The 7059-nt window shown below is 75.0% G+C and carries 4 protein-coding genes; 3 read left to right on the plus strand and 1 reads right to left on the minus strand.

Translation table 11 applies throughout. From position 1 onward, the window contains the following. Positions 1-130: 130 nt before the first annotated feature. The gene (locus ACZ4U1_RS17840) at positions 131-1141 is read right to left on the minus strand and encodes a GlxA family transcriptional regulator (RefSeq protein WP_467904225.1); all 1011 of its coding nucleotides are present in this window, start codon (positions 1139-1141) and stop codon (positions 131-133) included. A gap of 71 nt (positions 1142-1212) precedes the next feature. Between ACZ4U1_RS17840 and ACZ4U1_RS17845 the strand changes: the two genes are divergently transcribed. From ACZ4U1_RS17845 to ACZ4U1_RS17855, 3 genes are all read left to right on the plus strand, one after another. Continuing rightward, entirely contained in the window at positions 1213-2520 is a 1308-nt protein-coding gene (locus ACZ4U1_RS17845; RefSeq protein ID WP_467904227.1) for an MFS transporter, read from the plus strand. 760 nt (positions 2521-3280) lie between these two features. Beyond that, positions 3281-5233, plus strand: coding sequence for an RICIN domain-containing protein (locus ACZ4U1_RS17850; RefSeq protein WP_467904228.1), 1953 nt, complete (start codon positions 3281-3283; stop codon positions 5231-5233). Between the two features lie 442 nt (positions 5234-5675). Then, positions 5676-7059: nitronate monooxygenase (locus ACZ4U1_RS17855; RefSeq protein ID WP_467904230.1), on the plus strand; the 1384-nt coding region annotated here is incomplete at its 3' end.

Below are 7059 nucleotides of genomic sequence, written 5' to 3' on the forward strand. Positions count from 1 at the left end.
CCAGCGGGGGGGGCCTTGTCGCCCGCCCCAGAGCCCCACAACCCCATTTGGAGAGGTTGATTTTCCCGGCGCTTTTTCCCCTTCGCTCCCTTGTGGGGGGGGGGCCCCCCCCCCCCCCCCCCACGCCGCGTCATGCCGCGGTACCCGGCCCGCGGAAGGTGGCCCGGTAGGCGCTGGGCGAGGTACCCAGCGCCGTGTGGAAGTGCTGCCGCAGATTGGCGGCCGTGCCCAGCCCCGACTGCTCGGCCACCTGCTCCACCGGCAGGTCCGACTCCTCCAGGAGTTCCCGGGCCCGTTCCAGGCGCTGCTGGGTCAGCCAGTTCATCGGGGTGGTGCCGACCTCGTCCCGGAAGCGACGGGTGAAGTTCCGTACGCTCATGGCCTCCTGGGCGGCCATCTGGCCCAGGGTGAGGGGCTCCGCGAGTCGTTGCAGGGCCCAGCCGCGCGCGGCGGCGGTGGACGGCGAGGAGGGCTCCGGCACGGGCCGGCGGACGTACTGCATCTGCCCGCCCTCGCGGTGCGGCGGTACGACGGTGCGGCGGGCGACGTCGCCCGCGACGGCCATGCCGAAGTCACGGCGGATCATGTGCAGGCACAGGTCGATCCCGGAGGCGCAGCCCGCCGACGTCAGAACGTCGCCGCCGTCGGTGTACAGCACGTCCGGATCCAGTTCCACCTGCGGGAACAGCCGGACGAACAGGTCGGCGTAGCGCCAGTGCGTGGTCGCCACCCGCCCGTCGAGGAGGCCGGCGGAGGCGAGGACGAAGGCGCCCGTGCAGATCGAGGCCACCCGGGTGCCCGGCCGTATCCGCGCGAACGCGTCGGCGAGCGGCCCCCGTAGACCGGGCCGCTCCTGCTCGTAGTCGTCGTAGGAGGACAGCACGATCACCGTGTCGGCCTGGGCCAGCGCCTCCGGGCCGTGCGCGACGTTGAGGGTGAAGTCCCCGTCGGTGCGCACCCGGCCGGGGTCCAGCGCGCAGGTGACGACCTCGTACAGGGGCTCGCCGTCCGGGGTCGCCCCGGAGCGGGCCTGACCGAACAACTGGTGCACGATGCCGAGTTCGATGGGCAGGGTCATCTGGCGGGCCAGTACGGCGACGCTGTGACGTGCGGGATGCGAGAAGACAGTCCGGTCCGTCATGGCCACATTCTTGCGCATCATGGCCATCGAGACACTCGCTGGGTGATCGCCGTCCCGGACAGGCTGGAGCCATGGCTCAGCAAGCGCAGACCCCCGTGACCCCACCCCCCGCCTCCGCACCGGACCGCCCCCGGCCCGCCGGGCACCGGGCGTGGGCCGTCGCCGTCGTCGCCGGCGCGGCCATCGTCACCGCCGGTGCCTTCACCACCGTCCCGGGCCTGCTGGTCACCCCCCTGCACCAGGAGTACGCCTGGGACCGCGGCCAGATCGCGCTGGCCGCCTCCGTCAACATGGTCCTCTTCGGCGCCACCGCACCCTTCGCCACCGCCCTGATGGAACGCGCCGGGATCCGCCGTGTGGCGGCCGGCGCCATGCTCCTCGTCGCCGCCGGTGCCCTGCTCACCAACGCGATGGCCTCGCCCTGGCAGTTGGTCCTGTACTGGGGCGTGCTCATCGGCCTGGGCAGCGGCTGTCTGACGATGACCTTCGCGGCCCTCGTCACCAGCCGCTGGTTCGTCCGCCGGCGCGGCCTGGTCACCGGTGCGCTCAGCGCCTCCAGCCACCTGGGCCAGCTTCTCTTCCTGCCGCTGCTCGCCTGGGCGGTCGACCGCTACGACTGGCAGCCCCCGGTGGTCACCCTCGCGCTCGTCGCGCTGACCGTGTCCGCCCTCGTCGCCCTGTTCCTGCGCGACCATCCGGCCGACGTCGGCGCCCTGCCGTACGGCAGCGAGGAGTTCGTCACCAAGCCCGCCCCCGCCGAGGGCGCCGCCCGCCGCACCGTGACCGTCCTCGTCCAGGCCATGCGCACCGGCACGTTCTGGCTGCTGGCCGGCATGTTCGTCATCTGCGGCGCCTCCACCAACGGCATCATGTGGAGCAACTGGGTGCCCGCCGCCCACGACCACGGCATGCACGCGACCGTCGCCGCGTCCATGCTGTCCCTGATCGGCGTCTTCTCCTCCCTGGGCGCGGCCGTCTCCGGCTGGCTCACCGACCGGTTCGACCCCCGGCGGCTGCTGGCCGTGTACTTCACCGTCCGCGCGCTCACCCTGCTCGCCCTGCCCCTGCTCTTCACCGCCTCGGCCCGCCCGTCCATGATCGCCTTCGCCGTCGTCTACGGCCTCGTCGACGTCGCGACCGTGCCCCCGGTCATCGCGCTCTGCCAGCGGACCTACGGGGACGACGGCCCCATCGTCTTCGGCTGGACCAACTCCGCCCACCAACTGGGCGCCGGCGCCTCGGCGTTCCTCGGCGCCACCGCTCGGGACGTCTTCGGCACCTACGACACGGTGTGGGTCACCCTCAGCGCGGTCTGCCTGGTGGCCGCTCTCCTGGCCACGGTGGTCCGCGTGTCCCCCGGCGAGGGCCGGCCGGCCTGAGGCCGGCTTCGCGTCAGGCGGCCCGCCGCCGTTCCTCCCGGCCCGGCAGCCCCGCCGCGAACTCCCGCGGCCAGGCGGTGAACTCGGGGCCGAAGAGCACCCCGCGCGGTGCCGCCCGCCGCCAGCTCCTGCCGGGCGTCGGTCAGCTGGATCTCGCCGCCGCGGCCCGGCGGGGTGCGCTCCAGGACGCCGAAGACGGCCGGGTCGAGGACGATGGGGGTCCCCCGCTCGAGCGAAGCCGAGAGCGGGGGAGGCCGAGGAGCACCGCGAAGGGCTGGTTCCCGACGTGGTGCCGGGCGCACAGCACGGCGTGGCCGAGCCCGAGCGGGCCGCCCTGGCGGATGTGGTGGATGTCGGCGAGCCGCGCCGGAGGCCCGTCACCGTCAGGATGTCGTCCAGTCCGGCCGCCTTGCGGACGGTACGCGGGGAGGCGGGCGTCGCTGTGGCGTGGGGGCGTGCCGGAAAGCCGGAGATTTGGTGTGCCATCCGGCTTTGAGGGTAGGGCAGTTGACCGCCGTTCAGCCGCCCGATCGGTGATACCGGCGGTAACCTTTCGTCAATTCACCGCCTCTGCCACCGGGGCCATTCCCACTGCTTGTTTCCTGTGAGCCGCGTGTGCCAAGGTGAGCGTCCCCATGGGAGGGCAAAGGCCGACGTCGACGTCAAGGCCGGGCCCTTTAGGTATGCACCAATCAGGCACTGCTTTCCGACAGGACGCCCTTGCGCATGCCCGTCCTGCGGCTGGAAAGGAAATGGTTCCGTGCAGTCCCCTTACCCCCCACGCCCGCCCTATCCGCCCCTGCCCGCCCCGACGGGCGAGTCCGACCGCGATCTCGTCGCCCGGCTGAACGGCCCGGACGACGGCCGCCACCACGCCGTCGCGCTGCTGCTCGCCCGGCACTGGCGGGCCACCCGCGACTACGCCGTGGTCTGTCTGGCCGCCGCCGGCCCCACCGCCCAGCTCGTGGCCACCGCGGCCTTCCACCAGGTGCTCGGCCGCATGACGGGCGGAGCCCTCGGCGGCGCCCTGCGCCCCCAACTGCTGGTCGCCGTACGCGACCTCGTCCGCGCCTGGGCCGCGGACGACGCGGCCTGCATCGCCCTGCCGGAATTGCGCAAAACCACCGGCGGTCGCGGGCTGCGCGCCACAAAGCCCGGCCCGCCGGAAAGCAGGCAGCTCGCAGCCCGCGCATTCCGGGCCCTTCCCGGCGCCTCCCAATGCCTTCTCTGGCACACCGAGGTCGAAGCCGAACCCATAAACATACCGGCTGGTCTGCTGGGCGTCGACACGGCCACCGCGGCGACCGCCCTGGAGCAGGCCCGCGAACAATTCCGCGCCGGTTGCGTCCGCGCCCACCGCGAACTCGCGCCCACCAAGGAATGCCGCTTCCACAACCGGCTCCTCGACGTCCCCCTCCGCCGCGGCGGCGCCCTGCTGCCGGACGTGCGCCGGCATCTGACGGGCTGCGCCCACTGCCGGCACGCCGCCGAACAACTCGGCCTCTTCGACGGCGGCCTGCCCCTGCTGCTCGCCGAGACCGTGCTCGGCTGGGGCGCCCGCCGCTACCTCGACTCGCGGCCCGGCCGCGCCGCCCCCGAGGAGTGGCCGCCCCCGCCGGTACCGCCGGCCGCACCCCCCGGCACCGGCGGCCGGCACCGCACCGCGGTGGGGCACCGCCACCGCAAGGCCGTCGCTCTCGGGGTCGGACTCACCTCCCTCGCCCTGCTCGCCACCGTCCTCGTGGCCAGGAGCTGGTCCGATGACAACGCTGTCCCCGGCCCCGGCGCCACCTGGGGCGCCCCCGCCGGAAGCGCCGCACGGCCGAGCGGCGCCGGCGGGCAAACCGGGCCGGGCGGTGCCGGCGCACGTCCCGCCGCCTCACCCTCCACCGCCTCCGTCGGCGAACCCGCCGAGGTCGCCCACGGCACCCTGCGCGACCTCGCCTCCGGGCTCTGCCTGGACGTGCGCGGCGACCGGATCGCGCCGGGCGCGGGCGTCCGGCTCGCACCCTGCTCGACGGCCCTGTCCCAGCAGTGGTCGTACCTGGACGACGGCCTGCTGCGCAGCGCCGCCGACCCCGCCCTCTGCCTCGCCGCCGACCCCGGCACCAGGACCGTCGCACTGGCCGGCTGCCGCACACCCGCCGGGGAGGTGTCCTACGACGTCACGGTGCGCGGAGAGATCCTGCTCCGCTGGGACCACGGTCTGGCCCTCGCCCCCGGATCCGGTCGCTCCGGCGCGCGGGTCGGGGTGGCGGAACGCGACGGGTCGGCCGGGCAACGGTGGGCGCTGGAGCCGGCGGCGGTCGGCGGACGGCCACGTTCCGGCACGGTGCCGGACGGGCGGGCGGAGCCGGACGCGCGGAGTGAGCGGGGCGGGTCCGGTGCCGGGCGGCCGGGGCCGTCCACCGGTGGGGCCGGGCGCCCTCCCGGTCACGAGGCGGGCAGCGGTGGCTCGCACGGGGAGCCGGGGCGCGCCGGTCAGGACACCGGGGAGCGGGCCGCGCCGCCTGTCGCGCAGATCCGCGCCGCCCGGACGGAGCGGCCGGCCGGGGGAACCGGGCTCGCGGGGAAGGCGGGGGACCTTGTGACGCCGGTCGTCGACACGCTCGACGCACTCGGCACTCCCGACACCCTGACCTCGCCGGTCGCCGGAAAGGACACCGGCAAGGGCGGTCCCGTGGCGGCGGCCGTACGGGGGCTGCTCGGCTGACGTGCGACGGGGCCGCTCCGTGCGGGGCGGCCCCGCTCGTGCGGCGCACGGCCCCCGGGCCGCCCTGTCCGTTTTCCGTCGGCCCGGTTCGAGCCACCGGGCCGGCGTCATCCGGAATTTACAGAAGCCCGCCGAATGTCCCGGCGCGCGGCGCCGAGGTGAGCGCGCGGTGCGGCGAGTGGACGGTTTGCCGGGGTTCGGTCCGGTGTGGCGCGCACGACCGGACGTCCCCGACTCCGCGTACGGGACGAGAATCGCTGGATTTACCGCCCCTTGCGGGGAATTCGGCGCGCTGGCCGAATCGGCGCCACCGCACAGGCAAAGGCTGCGGCGTTATTGACCCGCGAGTAATGACCTCGCTAGTTTCCGTTGCCCTCGCACCAGAGTGTCTCGCCGCGCGTACCCCCCACCGTGCTGTCCCCGCCGATCGTGCCGGAGCATCATGACCTCCCCTGTGCGTGCCCACGACCTGATCCTGTGCCTCACCCCGTTCGGAGAACCCGACGCCGGCCTGGCCGCCGCCGCCACCGCGGCCGGCGCGCTCGGCATCCTGGACCTGGGCACCGGTGACCGAAGATCCCGCGAACAGCTGTCCCGGCTGAGAAGGACCGCACCGGGCCCCTTCGGCATCCGTGTGACCCGGCGCTGCGCCCTCACCCCCGCGGAGGTCTGCGATGCCGTGGACACCGTGGTCCTGGCCCCGGACGCCCCCTGGACGGCAACGGAACTTCCTTCCTCCGTTCGGGTGTTGGCAGAGGTGACCGACCTCGGGCAGGCCCGTACGGCCGTCCGCGCCGGCGCGCGCGGGCTGATCGCCCGGGGCAGCGAGAGCGGCGGCCGGGTCGGCGAGCTGAGCACCTTCGTCCTCCTGCAACAGCTCCTGAGTGACGGCGAGTTGTGCGGCGAGCCGGACGACCTGCCGGTCTGGGCCTGCGGGGGCATCGGCCCGCGCACCGCGGCGGCAGCCGTGGCGGGCGGGGCGGCCGGTGTCGTCCTCGACAGCCAACTGGCCCTGCTGGCCGAGTCGGAGCTGCCCGAGGCGGTCCGGGCGGTGCTGCGGCCCCTGGACGGCTCGGAGACCATCGTGCTGGGCGGACACCGGGTCCTGCGGCGACGCGGCCCGGACGCGCCCCAGCCACCCGACGACCCCGACGCGGTCGCAGCGCTGCTGGGCGCCCGCGAGCCCCGCGGCCGACTGCTCCCGGTGGGCCAGGACGGCTTCCTCGCCACCCGGTTCGCCGAGCGCTGGCACGATGTGCGCGGCGTCGTACGCGCACTGTCGGCGGCGGTACACGAGGTGACCGGGACGGCACCGACGCCGCCGGCGGTACAGGGGGCGACCGGGGCGGTGCCGACGGCGTCGGCGGTGCAGGGGGTGACCGGGGCGGTACCGACGCCGCCGGCGGCTACGGCCGTGCAGTCCGGACCGGCAGTTGCGTCGACGTCATCGGCGGGTACGGCTTCGCCGCCCGGGTCGGTACCGGCGCCACCGCGACCGGCGGCCAGGGCCTTGCGTCCCGGGTCGGCCGTGGGGTCGCCGCCGGTGGTTGCGGAGCTGCGGCCCGGGTCACCCGTGGGCTCGGCGTCATTGGAGGCTAGGGACCTGCCGCCCGGGGCGGCCGTGGGGTCGCCGCTGGTGGCTACGGGCTTGCGGCCTGGGACCGCCATGGTGCCGACGTCATCGGAGGCGACGGCTCTGCCGCCCGGGCCGGCCGTGGGGTCGCCGCCGGTGGTTGCGGACCTGCGCCCCGGGTCACCCGTGGGCTCGGCGTCATTGGAGGCTACGGACCTGCCGCCCGGGTCGCCCGTGGCGTCGGCGGCATCGG

The organism is Streptomyces sp. NPDC028928, from assembly GCF_055564915.1.